This window comes from Paracoccus sp. ME4, assembly GCF_046736325.1.
Taxonomy (GTDB): Bacteria; Pseudomonadota; Alphaproteobacteria; order Rhodobacterales; family Rhodobacteraceae; genus Paracoccus.
Genome location: NZ_CP151276.1, coordinates 741,299 through 763,345, shown reverse-complemented (window position 1 = coordinate 763,345; position 22,047 = coordinate 741,299). Strand labels below are relative to the sequence as shown.

General features: G+C 67.8%; 29 protein-coding genes and 1 tRNA gene. 15 read left to right on the top strand and 15 right to left on the bottom strand.

What is annotated here, in order from left to right; all coding sequences use genetic code 11:
- Positions 1-9: 9 nt before the first annotated feature.
- Both AACG61_RS03915 and AACG61_RS03910 read left to right on the top strand, forming a co-directional pair.
- Positions 10-654 carry a YjbF family lipoprotein gene (locus tag AACG61_RS03915; protein WP_411838712.1) on the top strand — a complete coding sequence of 215 codons (645 nt, stop codon included), beginning with the start codon at positions 10-12 and terminating at the stop codon, positions 652-654.
- A gap of 321 nt (positions 655-975) precedes the next feature.
- On the top strand, positions 976-1,689 hold the full coding sequence (locus AACG61_RS03910) for a hypothetical protein (protein ID WP_411838711.1): 714 nt from the start codon (positions 976-978) through the stop codon (positions 1,687-1,689).
- Positions 1,690-2,245: 556 nt separating this feature from the next.
- On the opposite strand, the gene AACG61_RS03905 is transcribed toward AACG61_RS03910, so the two are convergent.
- From AACG61_RS03905 to AACG61_RS03890, 4 genes are all read right to left on the bottom strand, one after another.
- Positions 2,246-2,455, bottom strand: a complete 210-nt coding sequence (locus AACG61_RS03905) for a hypothetical protein (RefSeq protein ID WP_022706616.1) — start codon at positions 2,453-2,455, stop codon at positions 2,246-2,248.
- Between the two features lie 192 nt (positions 2,456-2,647).
- Entirely contained in the window at positions 2,648-3,430 is a 783-nt protein-coding gene (locus tag AACG61_RS03900) for a metal ABC transporter permease (protein WP_411838710.1), read from the bottom strand.
- Positions 3,423-4,217 (bottom strand): ATP-binding cassette domain-containing protein, encoded by a 795-nt coding sequence (locus AACG61_RS03895; protein WP_411838708.1) that lies wholly within the window; start codon positions 4,215-4,217, stop codon positions 3,423-3,425. Before AACG61_RS03895 ends, AACG61_RS03900 begins: the two co-directional genes overlap by 8 nt.
- Entirely contained in the window at positions 4,214-4,717 is a 504-nt protein-coding gene (locus AACG61_RS03890) for a Fur family transcriptional regulator (protein ID WP_411838707.1), read from the bottom strand. Before AACG61_RS03890 ends, AACG61_RS03895 begins: the two co-directional genes overlap by 4 nt.
- 115 nt (positions 4,718-4,832) lie before the next feature.
- Here AACG61_RS03890 and AACG61_RS03885 point away from each other — a divergent pair, with 115 nt between their 5' ends.
- On the top strand, positions 4,833-5,837 hold the full coding sequence (locus tag AACG61_RS03885) for a zinc ABC transporter substrate-binding protein (RefSeq protein ID WP_411838706.1): 1,005 nt from the start codon (positions 4,833-4,835) through the stop codon (positions 5,835-5,837).
- A gap of 115 nt (positions 5,838-5,952) precedes the next feature.
- Positions 5,953-6,129 (top strand): hemin uptake protein HemP, encoded by a 177-nt coding sequence (hemP, locus tag AACG61_RS03880; protein WP_411838704.1) that lies wholly within the window; start codon positions 5,953-5,955, stop codon positions 6,127-6,129.
- A gap of 66 nt (positions 6,130-6,195) precedes the next feature.
- On the opposite strand, the gene AACG61_RS03875 is transcribed toward hemP, so the two are convergent.
- Positions 6,196-7,842, bottom strand: a complete 1,647-nt coding sequence (locus AACG61_RS03875) for a pseudouridine synthase (RefSeq protein WP_411838703.1) — start codon at positions 7,840-7,842, stop codon at positions 6,196-6,198.
- 117 nt (positions 7,843-7,959) lie between these two features.
- Between AACG61_RS03875 and AACG61_RS03870 the strand changes: the two genes are divergently transcribed.
- The 4 genes from AACG61_RS03870 (at position 7,960) to AACG61_RS03855 (ending at position 10,637) form a co-directional block, all read left to right on the top strand.
- Positions 7,960-8,412 carry a nucleoside deaminase gene (locus tag AACG61_RS03870; protein WP_411838702.1) on the top strand — a complete coding sequence of 151 codons (453 nt, stop codon included), beginning with the start codon at positions 7,960-7,962 and terminating at the stop codon, positions 8,410-8,412.
- A 48-nt stretch (positions 8,413-8,460) separates the two neighbouring features.
- A tRNA-Gly gene (locus tag AACG61_RS03865) sits at positions 8,461-8,534 on the top strand.
- 163 nt (positions 8,535-8,697) lie between these two features.
- On the top strand, positions 8,698-10,002 hold the full coding sequence (locus tag AACG61_RS03860; protein ID WP_411838701.1) for a DUF6538 domain-containing protein: 1,305 nt from the start codon (positions 8,698-8,700) through the stop codon (positions 10,000-10,002).
- Between the two features lie 173 nt (positions 10,003-10,175).
- A complete protein-coding gene (locus AACG61_RS03855; RefSeq protein WP_411838700.1) occupies positions 10,176-10,637 on the top strand; it encodes a Panacea domain-containing protein in 462 nt (153 codons plus the stop codon).
- Positions 10,638-11,065: 428 nt separating this feature from the next.
- On the opposite strand, the gene AACG61_RS03850 is transcribed toward AACG61_RS03855, so the two are convergent.
- From AACG61_RS03850 to AACG61_RS03805, 10 genes are all read right to left on the bottom strand, one after another.
- A complete protein-coding gene (locus AACG61_RS03850) occupies positions 11,066-11,278 on the bottom strand; it encodes a hypothetical protein (RefSeq protein WP_411838699.1) in 213 nt (70 codons plus the stop codon).
- 94 nt (positions 11,279-11,372) lie between these two features.
- The gene (locus AACG61_RS03845; RefSeq protein ID WP_411838698.1) at positions 11,373-13,763 is read right to left on the bottom strand and encodes a DNA cytosine methyltransferase; all 2,391 of its coding nucleotides are present in this window, start codon (positions 13,761-13,763) and stop codon (positions 11,373-11,375) included.
- On the bottom strand, positions 13,760-14,020 hold the full coding sequence (locus AACG61_RS03840; protein ID WP_411838697.1) for a hypothetical protein: 261 nt from the start codon (positions 14,018-14,020) through the stop codon (positions 13,760-13,762). The genes AACG61_RS03845 and AACG61_RS03840 overlap by 4 nt, the downstream gene beginning before the upstream one ends.
- Entirely contained in the window at positions 14,017-14,319 is a 303-nt protein-coding gene (locus AACG61_RS03835; RefSeq protein ID WP_411838696.1) for a hypothetical protein, read from the bottom strand. Before AACG61_RS03835 ends, AACG61_RS03840 begins: the two co-directional genes overlap by 4 nt.
- Positions 14,316-14,549 carry a hypothetical protein gene (locus tag AACG61_RS03830; protein WP_411838695.1) on the bottom strand — a complete coding sequence of 78 codons (234 nt, stop codon included), beginning with the start codon at positions 14,547-14,549 and terminating at the stop codon, positions 14,316-14,318. The genes AACG61_RS03835 and AACG61_RS03830 overlap by 4 nt, the downstream gene beginning before the upstream one ends.
- A complete protein-coding gene (locus AACG61_RS03825) occupies positions 14,537-14,734 on the bottom strand; it encodes a hypothetical protein (protein ID WP_411838694.1) in 198 nt (65 codons plus the stop codon). The genes AACG61_RS03830 and AACG61_RS03825 overlap by 13 nt, the downstream gene beginning before the upstream one ends.
- A gap of 1 nt (position 14,735) precedes the next feature.
- Positions 14,736-15,011, bottom strand: coding sequence for a hypothetical protein (locus AACG61_RS03820; RefSeq protein ID WP_411838693.1), 276 nt, complete (start codon positions 15,009-15,011; stop codon positions 14,736-14,738).
- Positions 15,011-15,379 (bottom strand): hypothetical protein, encoded by a 369-nt coding sequence (locus AACG61_RS03815; RefSeq protein ID WP_411838692.1) that lies wholly within the window; start codon positions 15,377-15,379, stop codon positions 15,011-15,013. Before AACG61_RS03815 ends, AACG61_RS03820 begins: the two co-directional genes overlap by 1 nt.
- Positions 15,376-15,585: a hypothetical protein gene (locus tag AACG61_RS03810; RefSeq protein ID WP_411838691.1), complete on the bottom strand. Its 210-nt coding sequence runs from the start codon at positions 15,583-15,585 to the stop codon at positions 15,376-15,378. Before AACG61_RS03810 ends, AACG61_RS03815 begins: the two co-directional genes overlap by 4 nt.
- A gap of 231 nt (positions 15,586-15,816) precedes the next feature.
- Positions 15,817-16,131, bottom strand: a complete 315-nt coding sequence (locus tag AACG61_RS03805) for a helix-turn-helix domain-containing protein (RefSeq protein WP_411838690.1) — start codon at positions 16,129-16,131, stop codon at positions 15,817-15,819.
- 95 nt (positions 16,132-16,226) lie between these two features.
- Here AACG61_RS03805 and AACG61_RS03800 point away from each other — a divergent pair, with 95 nt between their 5' ends.
- The 7 genes from AACG61_RS03800 to AACG61_RS03770 all read left to right on the top strand — a co-directional run bounded on the left by AACG61_RS03800 (position 16,227) and on the right by AACG61_RS03770 (position 21,721).
- Positions 16,227-16,511: a helix-turn-helix transcriptional regulator gene (locus AACG61_RS03800; RefSeq protein ID WP_411838689.1), complete on the top strand. Its 285-nt coding sequence runs from the start codon at positions 16,227-16,229 to the stop codon at positions 16,509-16,511.
- A gap of 16 nt (positions 16,512-16,527) precedes the next feature.
- Positions 16,528-16,803, top strand: a complete 276-nt coding sequence (locus AACG61_RS03795) for a hypothetical protein (protein ID WP_411838688.1) — start codon at positions 16,528-16,530, stop codon at positions 16,801-16,803.
- A 353-nt stretch (positions 16,804-17,156) separates the two neighbouring features.
- The gene (locus tag AACG61_RS03790; protein ID WP_411838687.1) at positions 17,157-17,447 is read left to right on the top strand and encodes a hypothetical protein; all 291 of its coding nucleotides are present in this window, start codon (positions 17,157-17,159) and stop codon (positions 17,445-17,447) included.
- Between the two features lie 3 nt (positions 17,448-17,450).
- Positions 17,451-17,741, top strand: coding sequence for a hypothetical protein (locus AACG61_RS03785; RefSeq protein WP_411838686.1), 291 nt, complete (start codon positions 17,451-17,453; stop codon positions 17,739-17,741).
- On the top strand, positions 17,738-18,730 hold the full coding sequence (locus tag AACG61_RS03780; protein WP_411838685.1) for a hypothetical protein: 993 nt from the start codon (positions 17,738-17,740) through the stop codon (positions 18,728-18,730). Before AACG61_RS03785 ends, AACG61_RS03780 begins: the two co-directional genes overlap by 4 nt.
- Positions 18,731-18,746: 16 nt before the next feature.
- Entirely contained in the window at positions 18,747-19,871 is a 1,125-nt protein-coding gene (locus tag AACG61_RS03775; RefSeq protein WP_411838684.1) for a primase-helicase zinc-binding domain-containing protein, read from the top strand.
- A complete protein-coding gene (locus tag AACG61_RS03770; RefSeq protein WP_411838683.1) occupies positions 19,868-21,721 on the top strand; it encodes a phage/plasmid primase, P4 family in 1,854 nt (617 codons plus the stop codon). Before AACG61_RS03775 ends, AACG61_RS03770 begins: the two co-directional genes overlap by 4 nt.
- Positions 21,722-22,047: the final 326 nt, after the last annotated feature.

Sequence of the window (22,047 nt, the reverse complement as noted above, 5' to 3'; positions counted from 1 at the left end):
GGCAAGCAGATGCGCGCAATCCTGGCGGGCGCCGCGCTGGCGGCGCTGGCGGCCTGCGGCAACACCGGACCCGACGAGAGCGGCGGCGGACCCCTGTCCGAGCTGCTGCGCACCGCCACCGAGACGGTGGGCGCGCGCCGGACGGCCGAATCCGCCGCGCCCGCGCGCAGCCCCCAGGAGGCCGCGGCCGAGGCGCTGCGGGTCAATCCTGGCCCGCTGATCCAGGCCGGGTTCGAGGGGCTGGGCCGCAACCAGGTCATGGCCATGACCGGGCAGAACGGGCGCCTGCGCACCTACATGACCCCCGCCGAGGAGGCCGTCATCCTGCGCGACGGCCTGCTGATCGGCACCAAGGGCCTGGGTCGCGACCTGTCGGTCGCCGAGCCCGGCACCGAGGCGCTGATCCGCGCCGGCCAGTCCGGCAGCGGGACGCGCATCATGCGCTACCTCTCGGGCGACGGGCTGGAACGGCCGCTGCAATTCGCCTGCACCACGGCGCCCGGCCCCAATCCCGGCGTGATCGTCGAAAGCTGCGAGGGCCACGGCACGACGTTCCAGAACAACTATCTGGTGCAGAACGGACAGATCCCGGTGTCGCGCCAGTGGATCGGGCCGGGCCTGGGCTATCTGACCATCCAGACCCTGCGCCCCTGAGCGCGAACGGACCTTGCCGGTCGACGCTGTGCCTGACCTTTGCAGGCCAGCGGCAGGGTCGGACGGCGGGTTTCACTTGGGGTGTGGACCGGGGGTCGGACGGCGCGTTTCCTGACCTGCGGGTGGATCGGGATGGTCCGGTCCGCATGATCGGCGACCTCAATCTGCCGGGGGGCTTGGTTTCGGACATGACTCGCCGGGGCGGACAGGGCCGCCCCGCTATCGTCCGGCGGTGCTGCTACGCTGTTCATCCACGGCGATCTGGATCGCGCTCCGTCCGCCCGCAGGCTGAACCGGGAAGTCGGGCGGAATGGCGCGGTGATGCGCCTGCCCGCCCGTCCGGTGCCGGACCAAGAGACGACTGCGGCCTTCAGACGCGATACCGAGGAGGTCATTCGCAAGACCTGCGCCGGATGCAAGGTGCTGTACCGCGGGCTCGGCATGGTGCCGCGCGATCTCACGGCGATCCACGGATGCATGTTCAAGGCTACAGGCAGCCGGGGTCGCAATCTGACCACGGCCAAGTTCGCTGGTCATCTTGAGCATTTCGAGCCCGATGCCGAACTCTGCATGACCGAATTGGCGCGAAGCGGCCGCCGGAAGCAGACGAAAGGCATGCCGACAAGGTTGAGCATCCGGTGCAGCGATACGGGCGCCTCAAGCAAGGAAGTCGAGAAACTCGGGCCGATGCGTACGGCGTGGGCTGACGCACCGGAGCGCCAGGTTTCCCTGACCGATCCGGAGACCCGCGTCACGGCCACGGTTGCGAGCAACGCCGGGCCAGTCGGCTGCGCATCGCCCCGCGCGGCGTATGGCGACACCCGCCTCTTCGTTATTCGTGATGTCGCGAGAGGGGGGTTCAACTGGGGTCAGCCCAGCCCGATGGCGCCGACCGCCCTGGACGCGCCCTGGCGCGACAGGATGCGCGCCCCGGCGGACAACAGCTGTTGCAGCAGTGTTGTGATCGGGGTCTCCGACAAAGGCCGGCGTCATGGTGACCATGCCGCGCCCCCGGATCTCGGGCAATTGCCGTAGGAGCGGGCTGCAACCACTTAGTCGTGCGGCACGTCTATAGGGAGAACGCGCATTCCGTCGGACGCGATGCGCAGCGTCTATGACCCTAAGCCGCAGCACGGTCAGGAATGCGTTCGGGACAATCCAGACCTTGAAAGGGGACCACCCTTTTCGCAGATGCGCTGCCTTGCAGACGTGCCACCGAGACGGCCCGCCACATCAAGCGCCTCCCACTCTGATCTGGATCAAACCGACGATGGGGCGCTTCACGCCTGTGGGCATGAGATCGCGTTCACACACCAGAGGACAGCCCGTTTCAGGCCGATATGTGCGCTGTCCTCAGGTCGCTTGGCATCAGAAAACCCGAACGGCCCTCTGTGAGCAAAGGTCAGCACAAAGCGCTTGATGCAGGCTTATCCCCGCACCCCAGCCCCTTCGCGGGACCGGCCTTCGCCACGCAACCGATGTCGGGCCGGGATCACGTGTCCCCTTGCAGCTACGCTGCGGACAACGAAAAAGGGGCTGGCCAATGGCCAGCCCCTTGTGGACCGGATCGTCGGAACGATCCGTTCCGATATCAGCTGTCGTCGTCGTCCGAAGCGACGGCGGCGATGACGCCCAGCAGCAGCAGGGCGGGAACCACCAGGCCGGCGTTCGACGAGGCGGCTTGCTCTTCGACGACGACGGGCTCGACTTCCACGACGGGGGCGACATAGCCACCGGCCAGAGCCGAGGTTGCGGTCAGGCCGAGGGCGGCGGCGAAGGTAGCGAATTTGGTCATGATCATGCTCCGTTTCGTTTGACGGCTGCCATTGCTGGCAACATCGGGGCGACAGTTACACAAACCCGGAGAGTTGAAAAGCTGGATTGAATTGAATCCGCCGTGGGCCTGCATGCACTGTTGCATATTGGCCAACACCGATTTCGCGCCTTTGTTCCCGACGGGGCAAACCCCCGGAAAACCTGTGACAAATCCGCACTAGCCGCGCCGAAGTGCTTGGGACAGGACGAAAAAAATCGCCGCCGCGCTCACGATCGAGGCACCGGCGGGCGTGTCCATCCGAAGGCTGGAGCCCAGCCCCAGAACGACCGAGGCACCGGCGATCAGGGCGGCGCCGGCGGCCATCCGCTCGGGGGTGCGCGCCCATGTGCGGGCCGCCGCCGCCGGCACGATCAGCATGGCCGAGATCAGCAGCGATCCGACCACTCGAATCGCGAGGGCCACGGTCACCGCCAGGCACAGCGACAGGATCAGCCGCTCGATCCGCGGGTCGATGCCGGCGGCCATGGCCAGCTCCTCGTTGAGGCTGCTGGTGACCAGCCGCTGCCAGCGCCAGAGCAGCACCGCCATGACCAGTGCCGCCCCCGCCCAGATCAGCGCCAGATCGCCGCGGCCCACCGCCAGGATGTCGCCGAAGAGATAGCCCGACAGGTCCGACCGCGCCGACGGCACGAAGCTGATCGCGACCAGGCCCACCGCCAGCGCGGAATGCGACAGCACGCCCAGCATCGTGTCCATGGCCTGTCCCCGCGCCACCAGCGCCGACACCAGGCAGGCCATCGCCACCGCCACCGCCAGGGTGCCGGCATAGATCGACAGATCGAAGGCCAGCGCCAGCGCCACGCCCAGGATCGCCGCATGTGCGGTCGAATCGCCGAAATAGGCCATGCGCCGCCAGACCACGAAGCTGCCGAGCGGCCCCGCGACCACCGCAAGGCCAAGCCCCGCCAGGATGGCCCGGATGAAGAAGTCGTCAAGCATGGGCCGCGTGGTCCCCCGTGTCGTGGTCGTGGCCGCAGCCGGGGCCGTGCAGATGGCCGCCGGTGCCGTCGTGATCGTGGTCGTGGCGGTGGCGGTACAGCGCCAGCGTGCCCTGCGCCTCGGCGCCGAACAGGGCGCGGTATTCGGGGGCGGTGCTGACATGCTGGGGGGTGCCCTCGCAGCAGACATGCCCGTTCAGGCAGACCACCCGATCCGACGAGCGCATCACCACCAGCAGGTCGTGGCTGACCATCAGGACGGCCGCGCCGGTCTGGCGGCGCACCTCCTCGATCAGCTGATAGAAGGCGACGATGCCGGGCTGGTCCAGGCCCTGCGTCGGCTCGTCCAGCACCAGCAGATGCGGGTCCGACAGCAGCGCGCGCGCCAGCAGGACGCGCTGGAACTGACCGCCCGACAGCTGGGTCAGCTGACGCCGCCCCAGGCCCGGCACCCCGGTCCGCGCCAGCGCGGCGTCGGCCTGCGCGTCGTCCACGCGCACCGGCAGCGACAGGAAGCGCCGCACCGTCATCGGGATCGCGGTGTCCAGCTGCACCCGCTGCGGAACATAGCCGATGCGCAGCGCGTCGCGCCGCGTGACTTCTCCGGAGGCCAGCGGCATCTGGCCCAGAAGCGCCCGGATCAGCGACGACTTGCCCGAGCCGTTCGGGCCGACGACGGTCACGATCTCTCCTGGCAGGATGCGAAAATCGACATGGGCCAGCACGGGTTCCGAGGTGCCGGGCCGGTGGACGGTCAGATCGCGCGACTGGATCAGGGGGGCGGTCATGCGGCCCCCTCCTCGGCGGCGCAGGTCGCGCAGAGGCCAAGCGCCTCGATGGTGGCGCGCTCGACCCGGAAGCCGCCCTGGGCCGCGACCGCGCCGAGGACGTCGCGGATGGGGGCGGCGGCGGCCTCGGCGACCTTGTCGCAGCTGCGGCAGATCAGGAAGGCCGGGTGGTGGTCCTGGCCCGGATGCAGGCAGGCCGCGAAGGCGTTCAGCCGCTGCAGCCGATGCGCCAGCCCATGCGCGACCAGGAACTCCAGCGCGCGATAGGCGACCGGCGGCTGACGTCCGAAGCCCTCGGCGGCCAGCCGGTCCAGCACCTCATAGGCACCCATGGCGCGGTGGCTCTCCAGCAGGATCTCCAGCGTGCGGCGGCGGACCGGCGTCAGGCGCGCGCCCTGATCGGCCAGCCGCGCCGACGCCTGATCCAGCGCGCGGTGCGCACATTCCTGATGGTCGTGCGGCGCGAATGTCGCGGCGATGGCATGATCGGGATCGGGCACGGAGGCTCCTTCGCGCGCAAAGGCGTTATCTTATTACATTCAGGTTGACTTGTTACCCTGTAACACACAGAACCCCCGCATCGCAACAAACCCCCTTTCCCGCAAGGAGCCTCCCATGCGCAGCCTGTCCCTCTCCGTCCTGCTGGCCATCACCGCCACCCCGCTCTGGGCCGCGCCGCAGGTCGTCGCCGACCTGGCCCCGACCGGCGCGCTGGTCCAGGAGGTGATGGGCGATCTGGGCGAGGTGCGGGTCCTGCTGCCGCAGGGCGCCAGCGCCCATCACTATCAGATGCGGCCTTCGGACGCGCGGGCCCTGCAATCGGCCGATCTGGTGGTCTGGGTCGGGCCCGAGCTGACCCCCTGGCTGGACCGCGCCCAAGGCTCGCTCAGCGGCGGTGCCGAGCTGCGCCTGCTGACGGTGGAGGGCACGCAGACCCGTTCCTATGGCGCGGCGGAAACGGAGGCGCATGACGACCACGACCATGGCGACCACGACCACGACCACGACCACGACCACGACCACGACCACGACCACGACCACGACCACGACCACGATCATGGCGACCACGATCACGGGGATCATGACCATGCCCATGACGGAACCGATCCGCACGCCTGGCTGAACCCGCAGAACGCGGTCACCTGGCTGGACGCGATCGCCCGGACCCTCTCGGAGCAGGACCCCGAGAACGCGCAGACCTATCAGGCCAATGCGCGCGCTGCGGTCGACCGCCTGACCGCGTTGGACGCCACGCTGACCGCCCGGCTGGCCCCGGTGGCCGATGCGCGTTTCGTGGTCTTCCACGACGCCTACGGCTACTTCACCGAGCATTTCGGCCTGCAGCCCGCGATCCCGGTCGCGCTGGGCGATGCCTCGACCCCGTCGGCCGCCCGCATCGCCGAGATTCGCGCCCAGATCGCGCAGTCCGGCGCGACCTGCGCCTTTCCGGAATACGCCCATGACCCGGCCTTGATCGCCACGGTCACCGAAGGCAGCACGCTGACCCTGGGCGGAGAGCTGAGCCCCGAAGGTGGTGCCCTGGCCCCCGGCGCGGGGCAGTACGACGCCCTGCTGACGCAGATGGCAGATACGCTGCTGGACTGTCTGGATCAGGAGTGACCCGGCCGAAACAGGAAAATTCAGGCGCGTACAGAATCCTGACTAAAATACTTTGACAATCCTGAATGAATTTGTCAGCTTCAGGGCATCACCGATGACCCGCATGAGGCTGACCATGACCGCAACGCGCCCCGCCGATTTCACCCGCCCCGGCACCTCGATCCTGGCCCGGATGCCGCAGCATGATGCCACCGACCTGACACAGGGCGGCAACCAGGCCCTGATCGTGCTGGATGACCAAGTCTATCAGCTGCGCATCACCCGCGCCGGCAAGCTGATCCTGACCAAGTGACGCCATGATTCGCGCATGAGAAAGGGGCCGACCCGGCAGGTCGGCCCCTTTCTCATGTCGCGCGGCTCAGCCCCGGGGCTTGCCGCCGGCACGCCCGCCCTGGGGCCGGTCGCCCCGCGGCTTCGGCCCGCCTGCACCGCCCGGCCGGCCCTGCGGCTTGCCGAAGGGTTTGCGCGGACCGTCACCCTCGCCGCGCGGACCGCCGAAGGGCTTGCGATCGCCATCGGCACGCGGCTTGCCGAAGGGCTTGCGCGGGCCATCACCCTCGCTGCGCGGGCCGCCGAAGGGCTTGCGGTCGCCATCCGCGCGCGGCTTTCCGAAGGGCTTGCGCGGGCCGTCACTCTCGCTGCGCGGACCGCCGAAGGGCTTGCGGTCGCCATCGGCGCGCGGCGTGCCGAAGGGCTTGCGCGGACCGTCACCCTCGCTGCGCGGACCGCCGAAGGGCTTGCGATCGCCATCCGCGCGCGGCTTTCCGAAGGGCTTGCGCGGACCGTCACCCTCGCTGCGCGGGCCGCCGAAGGGCTTGCGATCGCCATCCGCGCGCGGCTTGCCGAAGGGCTTGCGCGGGCCGTCACCCTCGCCGCGCGGACCGCCGAAGGGCTTGCGCGCCTCGCCCGGCTTGCCCGCGAAGCGCGCGGGACGGCCATCGTCGGCGCCGCGGGGCGCGTCGGAGGGGCCGGACTTCTTCCAGCGCGGCTTGTCGCCATCCGCGCGCGGGCGGTCGCCGAAGCCCTTGGCATCGCCGTCGCGCACCGGACGCGGACCGCCGAAGCCGCCCTCGGCGGATTTCGCGCCCCAGCTGCGGGCCGGACGACCCTCACGCTCGGCCCCGGCCGCAAAGCCGGGCTTGCCGCCGGGTCGGCGCGCGGCGCCGTCGCGGGCGGGACGCTCGCCCCCGGCACCGCGCGGGCGCATCTCGCGCGGCTTCTCCTCGGCCTCGCCGGTCAGCAGCCCGCCCAGCTGGTCGCGCATCACCTTGCGCTTGACCTCGGTGACCTGGTTCTTGTCCATGCCGGTCAGCTTGAACGGGCCGTAACCGATGCGGATCAGGCGGTTCACCTGAAGCCCGACATGGGCCATCGCCCGGCGGATCTCGCGGTTCTTGCCCTCGCGGATGCCGACGCTGATCCAGGCGTTCGCGCCCTGCTGGCTGTCCAGCTTGATCTCCATGGGTGCGAAATCCTCGCCCTCGATGGTCACGCCGCGGCGCAGCGGATCGAAGGTCATGTCCGAGGGCGTGCCGTTCACCCGCACCCGATAGCGGCGCAGCCAGCCCGTCGAGGGCAGCTCCAGCCGCCGCTTCAGCTCGCCGTCATTGGTCAGCAGCAGCAGACCCTCTGAGTTCAAGTCCAGCCGCCCCACGGTCATCACCCGCGGCATGTCGCGCGGCAGCGCGTCGAACACGGTCTGCCGGCCCAGCTCGTCATTCTCGGAGGTCACCAGCCCCAGGGGCTTGTAGTAGAGCCACAGCCGCGTCTCCTGCGGCTCGTCCAGCTTCTTGCCGTCGACGGTGATCCGGTCGGTCGGCAGCACGTCCAGCGCGGGGCTGTCGATCTTGGTCCCGTTCACCGCGACGCGACCCTCGATGATCATGCGCTCGGCCTCGCGGCGGCTGGCGACGCCCGCCCGCGCCATCACCTTGGCGATGCGATCCGCCTGCGTGCGCGGGGCGGTCTGGGGGGTCTTGCGGTCGGGGGTGGTGTCATCGGTCATGCGCGTCTCCTTCGCATCGCTGCGGGGCAAAGGGGGTGCATACGCCCATGCGGCCTTCGTGGGAAGCGTTTCTTTGCCCCGCTTGCGAAGCGCCGCCGGGCTTGCGACAAGCGGGCGATGAGCCCCTTCACCACGCATATGGCCCTGGCGCTGGAGCAGGCGCAGGCCGCCGCCCTGCGCGGCGAGGTGCCGGTCGGCGCGGTCGTCACCGACCCGCATGGCCGGGTGGTCGCGGCCGAGGGCAACCGCACGCGCGAGCTGTGCGATCCGACCGCCCATGCCGAGGTCCTGGCCATCCGCGCCGCCTGCCGCGCCCTGGGGTCCGAACGCCTGCCGGGCCATGACCTGTGGGTCACGCTGGAGCCCTGCCCGATCTGCGCGGGCGCGATCTCGGCGGCGCGGATCGCGCGGCTCTACTACGGGGCGGCGGATGCGCGGATGGGGGGCGTGGCGCATGGCGCGCAGGTCTTCAGCCACGCGCAATGCCATCACCGCCCCGAGGTCTATGACGGGATCGCCGCGGACGCATCGCGCCACCTGCTGCGGCAATTCTTTGCCCAAAGACGGTGACGCCACCGCTTGAACCCGCCGCGCGCCCGGATTATACCCCGGTGCAGCGCGGGTGTTGTGTAATGGTAAGACCCTAGCCTTCCAAGCTAGAGACACGGGTTCGATTCCCGTCACCCGCTCCAAAAATCCCCTCATCGCGCCGAGATAAACACTGTTAAATCAGCGCATTAGGCAAAGTTGCATTGTGGGCGCCGTCGCGGACCTCAAATCATGCGCATCATTTTGCGCACCATTTTGTGCATCAACCGATTGCAGGCTTGGAGCGGGTCACGCATAGTCTCGCCCATGACCCTCATCCTTCGCGGCACCACCTATTATCTAAAGCGGCGCGTCCCCTCGCGGTATCAGGGGGTCGAGACACGGCCCTGGCTGGTGATCTCGCTCAAGACCGACTCGCGCCTCGAAGCCGAGGCCAAGGCCGCGGCCGTGTGGGACCAGACCTGCCAAGGATGGGAGGCACGGCTCAAGGGCCAGGCCGATGACGCCCTGGTACGCTTCGAGGCTGCACGCGATCTGGCCCAGGCCCACGGCTTCCGTTTCGCGAAGGCGCCGCAGGTGGCCCGCCAGCCCCTCGACGAGATCCTCGATCGGGTCGACGCCGCACGCGGCCCCGGCGGCAACCTCTTGAAGGCCGATGCCGTCGCGGTGCTGGGGCTGACCGATCCGCCGGCGATCACGGTCAGCGAAGCGCTGAACATCTTTTGGGTGCTGACCGAGGAGCGCACCCACGGCAAGGACACGAACCAGCTGCGGATCTGGCGCAACCAGCGCAAGCGGGCGGTGACCAACTTCATCGACATCGCGGGCGACATCCCGCTCGCGTCGATCACCCGCGACCACATGCTGGACTTCCGCCAGTGGTGGTGGGAACGCATCCGCGACGAGGGGATGACGGCCAACAGCGCCAACAAGGACATATCGGCCCTGGTGAACATTCTGCGCACCGTCAACGAGATGAAGCGCCTGCGCGTGGATCTGCCCGTCGGCAAGCTGGCCTTCTCGGAAGGCGAGCAGAACACCCGCCTGCCCTTCTCGAACGACTGGATCAGGACGGTGCTGCTGAAGCCCGGCGTGCTGGACGGCCTGAACGACCAGGCACGTGACATTCTGCTTGCGCTGATCAACACGGGCTGCCGCCCGGCCGAGATCGCCGGTCTGAGGCCGCATCACATCCTGCTGGGGCACAAGGTTCCGCACATCTCGATCGAGCCGGACGGCCGGACCCTCAAGACGGTCTATTCACGGCGCAAGATCCCGCTGCTGGGCGTAAGCCTGAACGCGATGAGGCGGCACCCCGAGGGCTTCCCACGCTACCAGGTCAGCGGGTCGCTGAGCGCGGTGGTCAACAAGTTCCTGCGCGAGAACGACCTCATGGAGACGCCTGCGCACAGCATGTACGGCCTGCGGCACAGCTTCGAGGACCGGATGCTTGCAGCGGGTGTCGATGAGAGGATTCGGGCCGATCTGATGGGGCACAAACTGCAGCGGGAGCGCTACGGCGTCGGCGCTCCGTTGGAGACGTCGGCTGCGATTATTTCACAGGTAGCGCTCTCGTACGACGCACCTGACGCACACGCATCCTCATATTAGTTGATTAATTTCAGCGCGTTAAACCAAGAGCCAAGAAGCCGTACCATAGGTAAGCAATTGTTCGTGTTTTGTTCTAAACGGTGTCCTTTACATCTTGCGATAACCAGAGTCTACATCCATCTTGGAGCGTAGGAGCGCGTTCACTTGGCGGGCGCGCGCGAAAGGGGTTTGTGATGGCTGCTCGCATGGAAAGTGTAGCCAAATACATCTGCGAAAAGTCCGGCTGGACGGTGTCAAACCTTCAGCTGCAAAAGCTGATGTATTTGGCTCAGATGATCTATATGGGAAGACATGGCGGTAAACCGCTGTTCGACGGATCATTCCAAGCTTGGGACTATGGTCCAGTGGAGCCGAACCTGTATCACAAGGTCAAGGGTTTTGGCTCTAGCGCTATAAAGCCTGTCTTCACAGAAGCTCTTTCGTTCAAAGTGGATGATCCACGGCGGAAAGTACTCGATGATGTTTGCAAAAGGTTTCTAAGCTACAGCGCTGGCGATCTAGTTGACATCACGCATTGGTCTGGGGGAGCGTGGGCGGAGCACTACATACCTCGCGCACGAAACAACGGCATTCCAGATGACGCGATCTACGAAGAGTACAAGCGGAGAAATCCTAGAAAATTCGCGGCGAACTGATTCTGAGAATCTGCCCGACGAAAGTTCGGACCTCGATAGCTTTAGGCGCTCCCCTCCCGACAAGCGTCTAGATGACAAGGCAGCGACACTTGAGGACGAGCTTCAAGACGTGAAGCTTAGATTCAACCGTGAGCGCTTCATGTACATCTTTATTATAACAACTTGTTTTGTAATGCTTGTCGGAGACGGTCTAACATCTTCTCTCTTTCGTGGGTTTCTAATCATCGCGGCACTTATATTCGTTCTGTCGGTTGGAAAGTATCTGGACTTTCCATGGGCCGTTGTCCCGTTAGAGCGATGGCACGACCTCTTGTATAGGCGATGCGAAAAGTGGCTTATGGGTGCAGAAGAAGCACGAAAAACAGAGCCTCTAGAGGGAGAGAGTGCAACTGCTGACCGTGACAATCCTTAAATTGAGCTGATTTAGCTTATGACAACGCTCGCGTTCTGGCCGACAGCATGGCGCGGGCGGCCGTGATGGGATCATCTGCGAGCATCGCCTCTGCCGCACGTAACTCGTGGTCCAGGCGCTCGAAGATGGGAAGTGCGGCAGGCTCCTCAAGAACCAGCCTTGCCACATCGGCATGCGCGCGGCGCAGCCGCTCGACGCAGACGCCCTGGTAGCGGACGCGGGCCGCCATCAGCTCGCCTCCTCGAATTTCTCGACCTCATGGCCCCAGTTGGACCACCCTGCCCGTCTCTGGCGGCGGAACACCTCGATCCGGCGGATGATTTTCATGCCGTTTCCTCATCCGTTCGGGCCTCATTCAGATGCCCGCAGTTGGCCGCGACCAGCGCCTCGGCCAAGGGCGGGCAGACGCTGTTTCCGCAGCAGCTGACCTGGACGTCCTTGGCGAAGGGCCGCCAGGTCGGGCTGTCGGTGTCGAGGCCGTCCCAGACCCCCTCGATGACGTAGTCCGCCGGGAAGCCCTGGGCGCGGAACAGCTCGCGCGGGGTCAGCATCCGCATGCCGATGTCGATCACGACATAGGTCGCGCCGCTGATCGTCAGGGTGACGAACTCGCCCCCGTCCCAAGCATCGTGGGCGCGCAGAAAATCGGCCACCGCGCGGGCCCGGGCGTGATGCTCGGGCGCGAAGGGCGGCGCGGCCAGCTCGGCCTGCATGTGGGCCATGCGGTCCTTCACCGTGACGGTGTGGCAGGGGTCGTCGGTCCGGGCGCCGTCGCCGGTGCCGTAGTATTTCGCGAACCACGGGGCGATGAGCTGCGACTTGCCCTGTCCGCCCGCCGTGACGGTGCCGAGGGGGGCATCGGCCTGATGCCCGGTGCTGGCACCGAACTGCCGGGCGATGAAGGCCGCGACCGGGGTCTGGTGGCTGCCCGAAGCGGCGACGGTAGACAGCGGATCCCTCGCGTCATGCCCGGCATGGGCCTCCATGCGCGGACCGCCGTTCTGCTGCGCGAGGAACGCCGCCACGGGCGCATGCTTGGCTCCGCCCGCGACCACCGTGCCGAGGGGCGCGGCCACGTCCAGCGCGCGGGGGTGCTGGCCCGGTCGCTCGCCATAGCCGGTCTGCACCATGGTCGCGGCGATCAGGCTGTTCTGGTCCTTCTTGCTGGCGCAGATCGTGTGATGCGGGTCAGTCGCCGCCCGGTTGCCGCCGCCCTGCTGGGCATAGGTCAGCATCGGGGCGATCACCGCATGGCGGTTCTCGACCGGGACCGTCCGGAGGGGCTCGGCCAGATCCGCGGCACGTTTCCCACGGGCGTTGCCATGGCCGTAGAACGTGGCCAGATAAGGGGCGATCACCGCATGCTGGGTGCCGCCGACGGTGACGGTGCCCATGGGATCGGCCAGCGGGTATTCCCGCCGCCCGCCGCTGTCGCCATGGGCGATGCTGGCCAGATAGGGGGCGATCAGGTCAGGAGCGATTCCGGCTCGTTTTCTCCCGCGAAGTATCGCGGGCGACGCTGCAACTCGTCGCTGATGAAGCTTGCGGCAAAAAGGGGATACTTCTTCTCCATGCGGCGACGTAGGTTCTGCTGGCGCACTCGGGCGCGGGCTTCCTGGCTCCACCGCCTGACCGGGCGCTGCTCGATGCACTCCCAGCCTATCGACCAGCCGCTCCCCGGTGCGTATTCGGGGTCGCGCATCTTCTCGAGGATCTCGGTAGGGATGGGATGCGGCCTGGCGCATAGGATCGCCATCAAGATCCTCGGCTGCCCGTGCGGAGGGTCGGTTCGTGGGTGTGCCCAGAACAGGCGACATCTCCAGTTGTTGGCCATGCGACGTTCTCCCTCCTGACGCTTGTCCCTCCGCGACCCGGCCGCCATGGGTCAGGTTCACCAGGAACGGACGCTCGGCCTCCAGCACATAGCGCTTCATGCCGCGCGCCACGCGGGCCAGCGTGTTGGCCGCCAGCGGGCGGATCGCGCGCAGCCCGTGCCTGGCCATCACCTCGGGCGCGCTGTCGAAGATCGACGGACAGGGCAGCGTCCAGTCGATGCAGGTATCCGCGCCGACCCAGGGCATCAGCTTGCCCTTGCGGACCTCGGCCGAGGCCGGGTTGCCATGCGTGGGCTTCGGCCAGACGATCGGGCGGCCGTCGCGGCGCGCGACCAGGAACCAGCGCTTGCGGATCGTCGGCGCGCCATAGTCGCAGGCCCGCAGCTCGCGCCACTGGACCTTGTATCCGGCCTTCTTCAGCCGCCCGATCCAGAGCTCGAAGGTCTGGCCCGCGAACGCCTTGATCGGCTGGCCGTCATTGTCGACCGGCCCCCAAGTCACGAATTCCTCGACGTTCTCCATGCAGATCACGTCGGGCTTGGCGAACTCGGCCCACCGCACCACGACCCAGGCCAGGTCGCGGATGTTGCGGTCGCGCGGCGCGCCGCCCTTGGCCTTGCTGAAATGCTTGCAGTCCGGGCTGGCCCACAGGAGCCCGACATGGCGGCCCTTGGTGACCGCCAGCGGATCCACGTCCCAGATGTTGCTGTCCAGATGCAGCGTCTCGGGGTGGTTGGCGGCATGCAGCGCCAGCGCCTTGGCGCTGTGGTTGATCGCCACGTCCGGGCTGCGGCGCAAGGCCAGCTCGATCCCGGTGGACGCCCCGCCGCCGCCGGCGAAGCTGTCGATGATCATGGGCAGATGGGGGTGCAGGATCATTGGCGCGGCCCTGCCGGGGCATCCACATAACGGCCCTCAAGGCGCGCCAAGTACTCGCGCAGCATCGCGATGGTGCTGGCCCGGTCGCCGTTGGAGATGTAGTTGACCCGGCCACCCTGGATGTCGCCGAACCTGGCGGTCAGCAGGACAAAGGCGACGGTCGGCTTGCGGTCAGGCGGACCGTTGAAGGCGTCGTCAAGGACGCGGGCCACCTGGCGCATCGCCTGCTGAAACTCGGGGGTGATCGGATCGCTCATGCCACCAGCCCCCGTTCATCGAAGCCGCGACCGCCGTCCAGCGCGCCCAGCTCCTCGTCCATCGCCAGCGTCTTCGGCACCCCCTGCATCACCGGCGTGCCGGATCCGCGCAGGCGGTTGGTCCAGCCCTTCTCACGTGCCGCGCGGGCTACGTGGTGGGCGGTGATGCCCCAGCTGCGCGGGGCGGGATAGCGCGCGACCAGATCGGCGGCGATCTCGGCCGAGGTCCGCTCCCATCCATGCTCGCTGCAGTCGTGGTGAATGATGGCCGCCAGGGCCATGGTGCGGGGATGGGTCATGCTTTGGGCCCCCACATGTGATCGGCCAAGTCCGAGAAGGCGGTGATCGTCACCAGCTGGACCGGCAGCGCGATCTGCGCCCGGTCGCGGGCCTCGATGATGCCGCAGACCTCGGCTGCCTGCCGGTGGATCAGCAGCATGCCGATCGGGGCATTCCCGCCGAAGCGATCGGCCACCTCCAGCAGGGCCACCGTGATGCAGTCTTTCTCGTCCTGGGTCAGGCAGGGCATGTCGTCACCTTCTGGCTGTGCGCGGCATGGCGCGCGAGATGGGCGTCGATGTCGGCGTGGGCGCGCAACAGGCTGCAGGCGGTGCCGTGGCCGTCGGTCGCGTCGTGGGTCCAGCTCCAGACGCCGCCCGGCAGGTCGGTCAGCATCAGGGAGGCCCCGCGATAGGTGGTGGCGCAGTGGTTCATGTCAGCACCGGCCCATCGGGGCTTCGGTGATGAACTCGACCGGCAGCGTCTCCATGCTCTCGGCACGGTCAGCTGCGGTCAAAAGCTCTTGCGCCAGCTGGCGCGCCTCGGCCGGGTCGAGCGCCATCCCCGCGACCATGGCCGACCCGGCCAGATCGTCGATGGTGCCGATGGCCAGCGACACCAGCCGATCGGACACGGCCGTGTCGGTATCGTCACGATCGACGAGCAGCACGGCCTTAACCGCCGAGGCGTTGCAGAGGATCATGTCGTCCATCAGACGACCCCCAGGATGCGGATGGTGCAGGCCGCCGCGCTGCCGGTGCCGTCGCAGGCCACCGGCCAATGGGCGTCGAGGGTGGCCGCAATGCCCAGCACGATGCCGAGGGCCAGCGCCGCCAGGGCGAGGCCCTGGATGATGCCCCGGAGCTGCGCGCGGCGCTCCAGCCGCTCGGTGGCGGTGGGGCCGGTCACCGTCAGGTGCGGCGGCATCGGGCCAAGGCCCTCGCGCAGTGCCTGCCCGCGCAGGTCGCGGGCCTCCTCGACCAGGTCGGCGGGCCAGCCCATGCCGGGGTTGCGCATGATGCGGTCGGCATCCTCATGCGTCAGGCGGGGGCCGAAGGGCCGGTGCGTGTCGCCGGTCATTTCGGGCACCGCGGCTGGTTGGCGACGTGGCGTGCCTGGCGCGGCGCGCCGCCCCGGGCGCTGATCTCGATGAACCAGGCGAAGCGCCGGGCGGTCGTACCGGCCGCCGCCGCGAGTTCAGGGTTGGTCAAAAGGGCGCGGGCCTCGACCTGGATCGGAAGGCGGCGCGTTGCGGCGGGGATCAGAGGCATGGCCGGATGCTCCATCGGGTTGCGATGGGCCAAAGTTCGCGCAAAGCGAATATCTTTTCAAGTGACAAAGTTCGCGATACGCGAATTATTCTTGGGCTGCGGCGGCACAAGGCGGCAATGCCCGACGAATCAGGTTGCCGCGACTTCTCGTGTTCGCTTAATGTTCCACCCGAGAGGGCTCTATGGACGGATTTGAACTGTTGGATTTGATGACGAAGCTTGCGCCCAGGGAACGGGAGAGACTGTTCAGCCTGATTTCGGCCCCGAGGCGGCTAGGAGGCCCTTTGCCATCCTGGCGATCGCCTGACGATCCTCGGGGGTCAGCTGCTGGTAAACCGCAACGTGATCAAGCATCTGCTGCTCTTCCTCATTCTCGGGAGTGAAGATTTCAGCCTCGGTTACACGTAGCGCCTGCGCTATTGCGCGGATCATGTCGATCCCGCCAGCTCTCTTCCCTGTTTCCAAGTCAGACAGGTAGCCCTTAGACGTTCCCACCATTTCGGCGAGCTGATCCAAGGTCAATTTCCGGGCCTTCCGGTGTTCGCGGATGCGGTATCTCATACTGCGAACCTTGCCCCGATACGAAGCGGAACAAAAATCGCGCTAAGCGAACATCGCCCCTTGACGTATTGTTCGCATTGCGCGAACTTCCGGGCATGGAAAAGCTTCGAGCATATCTGTGCAGTGCCCGCGTCACGCAACGCTCGTTTGCGGATGTGGTCGGTCTTTCGCGCAGTCATCTGAACGAGATCATCTCGGGCCGAAAGCGCCCGAGCCTTGATGTGGCTTTTGCAATTGCACGCGCCACCTCCGGCGCCGTGCCTGTCGATGCCTGGCAGCCGTCTGACGATGCCGGCTGCCACCGGGATGAACCCACAACCCCCAACCAAGAGCCCTCTCATGACCAGCCCCAATCCGATGCACCATCGGACGCAGCCTGATGCGTCCCGCCGTCAAATGTCCCATCCCAACCCCTTCGAGGGGCGCGGGCGGGGCCATCACGCCGCCCGCCGCGCCCATGTGCATCATGGCGCGGACCGCGCGGTCTTCGGCCGCAACTGGTCGCTGCTGATGATCGCCAGTTTCACCAGCCGCGAGGCCTGCGCCGTCCATTTCGGCGTGACCTTCCAGACCGCCTGCAACTGGTTCGACGCGCTGAACGCCCCCTATGGGCACCATGTCGACCACGCGACGCGCACCCTGCCCCGCTATGCCGAGATCATGGCGGGCTGACATGCGGATCGGGCTCTCAGGACACCCGAAGGTGGAGGGAGTGGGCAGGCAGCACGGCCGGTCCGGGACAAACCTCGTCCACCCAAGCCACGATCACGGCCACCTTCGGGTGAAGGCATCGGCAATCGCGATCGTGGAACCTGCGGCCCGCCCGGCCGAGAGCCGTCAGAAGGCGGCAGGGCCAATGTCTCCGGGATCGGTCTGCCTGATCCCGGCGCCTGGCGCGGCGGCCTGACCGCCGCCGCGCCCTTTTCCCATCCCCATCCGCACGGTCCCACCCGCGCGGTCTCCGGGGCGCCCGTCCCTCCTCCTCCCGACAGGCGCCCCGGTTCATTCCAGAGCCGAGGTTCTCGATGCCCGCCCCCCACCGCCGGATCGCCGCCATGCACTTCACCATGTGCCTGGCCATGCGCGCCAAGCTGGCGACGCCCGACGCGACGGCGCTGCGGCTGGCCGTGATCGCGGTCGACAAGAGCTTTGGACCCGAGGAGCCGCTGCGCATCGCCCTGCATGATTTCGCCGACCGCTTTCCCTGCGCCCGTCGCGACCCGTCCGCCCTGCGTCAGGCAGGTGACGTGCTGTTCGACGCCGTCCGGCGCGCAACCTGGCCCGCATCCGACCCGCGCGCCGACATCGGAGGGTAATCCATGAAGCTGACTCATTACGACCGCGCCCTGATCCACGGGCTGGGGCTGATGTCCCGCCCGCCGCTGATCGCGGATCCGCGCGAGCATCGCATGGTCGCCGACATCGTCGGGACCTGCGCCAAGCGCGCCACGCCCGAGGGCGCGATGGTGCCGCTGATCACCGCCGCCGATCAGGTGCATCCGGATGACCGCCAGCACCGGGCGATCGCGCATCACGTCGCCGCGGCCATGAACGATTTCGACCGGTGGGCGCTTGGCGCCCACTGGGATGCCGCGCGGGGGCAGAAATGAGCCGCGCCGACCTGATCCCGCTGTCGCTGCTGCGCGACCTGGCGGCCCGCATCCCCGATCCGATCCGCCCCGCGACCTTCGTAGATCTGGCGGTCTTCAGCATACGCGGCGAGGCCGCAGTTCAGCCTGCGCCCGCCGCCCCGGCCGCACCGCCCGCAGAGGCCCCTGCCCCCGTCGCGGATCTCGTAACCGCTCCGGCGGCGAAGGCCGCGCCGTCCGCGCCGAAGTCCAAGCGCGCGCCGAAGCCGCAGAAGGAGGCGAAGCCCGCCCGGGCTGCGGCCCCGACCTCCCCCGCGAAGAAGCGCGGCGCGGTCTGGACCATCAAGGAGCTGGAGAAGGCTCGCGGCCTGATCAAGGGCGGCATGAGCCAAATCGAAGCGGCCCAGGCCCTCGGGCGTCCGGTCCCCGCTGCGCGCTTCGCGTTCCGCCGCTACGGGGTTCTGGGGGACGGGCCGATCACGCCGCCTCGGGCCGAGGCAGACTATCGCGCGCCCAAGGCCGCCAAGGCTGCTCCGGTCCAGCCTGTGGCTGAACCTGCGCAGCAGCCCGCCGCACCGAAAGCCCCTGCGCCCGCCCAGGTCAGCGCACCGATCGAGCCGGCGCGTCCGGAAGCGGCCTCGCAGGAGGCGATCGTGCCGGTCGGCGCGCTGTCGAAGAAGGCCCGCGCCATGGCCGTCCTGAAGGCCGCCCTCGCCGAGAAGCTGCCGGGGCGGCAGATCCGCATCCTCGATCACCTGCTGAAGCTGCCGCGCGAGACCTTCAGCGCGGCCGACGACCTGTTCCTGGCCGAAGGCATCATCTCGCGGCGCGCCTTGCCCGAGATCGCCGACCAGCTGGGCTGCGAGGCCCCCGAAGTCACCGCGCGCTGGAAGGCGATGATGTTCTCGGACCTGACCGATCGGCACGGCCACATCCTGCTGGACGGTCAGACCGAACTGCTGCGGGCGCTGCGCTGGATGGATGAACGCGAGGCGCAGATCTGTGCGTGAGGATCCGCGAATCGCCATGGCGCATCAGGTGCCGATGCTGGAGCTGGTCGATCGGCTGGCCATCGGCAACCTGGTGCGCACCGGCGGCGAGCTGGTCGGTCCCTGCCCCGGCTGCGGCGGCAAGGACCGCTTCTCGATCAACCCGGCCAAGGGCGTGATCTTCTGCCGCCGCTGCGACGCCAAGGGCGACCAGATCGCCCTGGTGCAGCTGGTCATGGGCATGGACTTCCCGGCCGCGCTGGACTGGCTGGTCGGCCCCCGGCAGGAGCTGACCCCGGAACAGCGCGCCGCCCAGGCCCGCAAGGCCGAGGAACACCGCCGCGCGCGCGAGGCCGATGCCGAGCGCCGCAGGCAGGATGCCATCGCCCTGGCGCGCAAGATCTGGGCCGCCGCGCGCCCGGCCGATGGCACCCTGGTCGCCGCCTATCTGGAGCGCCGCGGCATCCGCCAGCGCCCGGGCGTGGCCCTGCCCCGCTGTTTCCGCTTCGAGCCGCAGGCGCGCCTGGTGGTGCCGGACGATCAGCGCCGGGGCGAGTTCGTCACCGTCCATGAAGGCCCGGCCATGCTGTCAGCCATCCTCGATGCGAAGGGGCAACTGACCGGGGTGCATCGCACCTGGATCGACCTCGGCCGGCCCAAGGGCAAGGTGGTGGCACCCCACCCGTTCAAGGCGGGCGAGATGGTGCCGTCCAAGAAGGTCTATGGCTCCAAGAAGGGCGGCGCGATCCGCATCTTCACGCCGCGCGATGCCGCCACGCTGGTCATGGCCGAGGGGATCGAGACGACCCTGTCGGCCATGGTCGCCCGCGCGATCGAGGGCGCGGCCTTCTGGGCCGGGGTCGATCTCGGGAACATGGCCGGCGCCCGTCTGCTGGGGAAGGGCCAGAAGTACGAGGGCCTGCCCGACATGAGCGACCGCGACGCCTTCGTGCCGCCCGCATGGGTGCGCCGCCTGGTCTTCGTCCAGGATGGCGACAGCGACCCCCGCCTGACCCGCGCCAAACTGCTTTCCGGCCTGCGCCGCGCCAGGGCGCTGCGGCCCGGCCTGACCGCCGCCATCGTCCACCCGGGCGAGGGCATCGACATGAACGACCTGCTGATGGGCGCGCCAGACGTCACGCAGCGGGAGGGGGACGAATGAGCGACGACGGAATTGAGAAGGTGCGCGCCGCCATGGCCGCGCAGGAGGAGGTCGATCTGCCCGAAGGGATCGCGCTGCCGCAGGACGATGCCGACGATGATCCGGCGGACAGCTATCCCGAGGGCTATTTCCCTCCCCCTCCGTCCGATGATGGCCATGGCGACGACGAGCCGCCCAACCCGCTGGCCTCGGCCGCCATGCAGCCGCTGAACGACATCGGCAACGCCAAGCGCTTCGTGATCCATTTCGGGGAAGACGTCCGTCACGTCTCGCAGGTCGGCTGGCACATCTGGGACGAGCGCCGGTGGCGCAAGGATGCCGAGATCAGCAAGGGCCTGTCGCCCGCGATCCGGAAGCTGGCCCAGCAGATGTCCGAGCTGATCAAGCAGGAGATCGACTTCATGGTGCCCTCGCCCCGGGAGCGGAAGCTCTTGGAAGACGAATATCAGCTGGTGAAGCGCCGCGCCGAGATCGAGGGCACGGCCGGCTACACGGCCGACGAATCGCTGCTGAGCGAGCTGGGCATGATCGACGGCCGCCTGCGCGGGATCGAAGGGAAGCTGAAGGGCTATCGCACCTCGATCGGGCGCATCGTCACCCATGCCAAGAATGCGGGCAACTCCGGGCCGATGAGCAACATGGTCAACGAGGCCTCGGTCATGCGGTCGATCACGGTCGATGACCTCGACCAGGACGACCTGGTCGCGAACACCCTGTCGGGCGTGCTGAAGTTCACCGTGACCCCGGACCCCGTTTCGGGCGCATCCGCGATGCCCGAGGTCAGGCTGCTGTCGCATGACCGCGACCAGATGCTCAGCAAGCTGATGCCGGTGGAATACGACCCCGACGCCCAATGCCCGCGCTTCGAAGAATTCCTGAAGACGATCCAGCCCAACATCGAGGTCCGGCAGTTCCTGCAGCGCTGGTTCGGCCTGTCCATGAGCGGGATCCCGATCCAGAAGCTGGCCTTCTTCCACGGCGCGGGCGCCAACGGCAAGTCTGTCCTCGTGGACATCGTCTCGCGGATCATGGGCGACTATTCGGCCACCGCGAAGATCGAGAGCCTGACCGGCAAGAACAAGAAGTCCGGCGAGGCCGCGCAGCCGGACCTCATCCCACTGATCGGCGCGCGCAGCGTCCGGACATCGGAGCCCGAGGACGGCGAACGGCTGCAGGAGGCCTTCGTCAAGGCGCTGACCGGCGGCGAGCCGATGATGATCCGTGACCTGTTCTCGGGGATGATCGTCGTTCAGCCCTATTTCAAGCTGACGATCAGCGGCAACCACCTGCCCGAGATCCGCGGCGGCGATGACGGGATCTGGCGACGGGTGATGCTGGTCAAGTTCCCGGTGCAGATCCCCGAGGCCAAGCGCATCCCCAAGAAGGACATGGACGCCATGCTCTGGGAGGAGCGGTCGGGCATCCTCAACTGGATGGTCAAGGGGCTGCTCGACTTCCTTGATGGCGGCCTGCAGGAGCCCGACGAGGTGCTGGCCGCGACCGAGGACTATCGCAAGGACAGCGACCCGATCGGCACCTTCCTGGCCGATGCCACGCTGGTCACCGGCTACGAGGGCGACTTCATGACGGCCCGTGAGCTGATGGAGGCCTTCAACTACTGGATCGAGGAGCGCGGCGAGACGCGATGGGGCAGCAGGACGGTGTCGAACCGCCTGAAGGCCAAGGCCGACACCTGGCGGCACCCTGAGACGCAGAAGACCTTTGCGGCCGGAAAGTCGGGCGTAACCGGCTATCGCGGGATCAGGCTGACCGACGAGTTCGGCCGCCGCATGCGTGATGCCACGGCTACGGACAGCGGGCCAAGCTGGGGCGGCTCATGGACGAGATGACCCCGCACCCCGTTTTCAGGATCTTCGACCAGGCGGGCCTTCGGGCCCGTCACGCATGTCTGGCCATCGTCGCGGCATCTGGGCCTGACGGGCTTAGCGGGGGTGGCGGTTGGGCGCGACTGACAGCGGGGTCAGGGGGAAGCTGGTTCAATGGTTTCAGTGGGTTAGGCGCTGATTTTGGGCCTGAGGGCCTGACGGGCCTGAAATCCAGACCCATGTGCGCGCGCGTCTTGAAGGGGGTCAGGGGGAAAAGCCGCCTTGTGCATAGGTCGCAGTTTCAAGCCCATCCGGCCCGTCCGGCCCAGATTATCAGGCTAAGCCCATGA